This window comes from Protofrankia sp. CiP1_Cm_nod3, assembly GCF_982290655.1.
Genome location: NZ_CEVIVD010000285.1, coordinates 1,337 through 1,820 on the forward strand (window position 1 = coordinate 1,337; position 484 = coordinate 1,820).

Annotated in this window: 1 pseudogene; it reads left to right on the plus strand. The window is 73.6% G+C overall.

From position 1 onward, the window contains the following. Positions 1-484, plus strand: a pseudogene (locus AC5LUJ_RS24330) (4-amino-4-deoxy-L-arabinose transferase); the annotation flags it as partial.

The window sequence follows — 484 nt, forward strand, 5'->3', positions numbered from 1 at the left end:
TGGCACCCGCGGCATGGCGAGCCTGTGGCTGGGCATCGACCCCTATCTGCTGTGCGCGGGTGTCGTCGCCGCGTTCCCGGCGCTTTTCGTCAGACGTCTGCGAATGGTCGCGGTACTGCTGCTGATCCAGTTCGCCTTCATGTTCCGGAACGGGTACATGCCCTATGCGTACGTGACGGCGATGCTGCCGTTCGCGGCGCTGTGCGTGGCCGGCATGCTCGACGCGCTGCTGCCGTACTACCGGCCACCGGCCGCCGACAGCGCCCGCGGCCGCCCCGAGGCCATGGCCGGCAGCGCGCTCCACGGCCTGCCACGCGATCCGGCAGCCACCGGCGACACACATCCGCTGTCCCTGCCGGGCCCGGCCGCCACCTCACTCCCGGCAGTGGCCCCGTTCCCGGCCGCTGCCCCGCTTCCGGCCGTAGCCCCGTTCCCGGCCGTGCTCCCGGCGGTGGCCCCGCTTCCTCCCGCGGCCGAGCCTCCC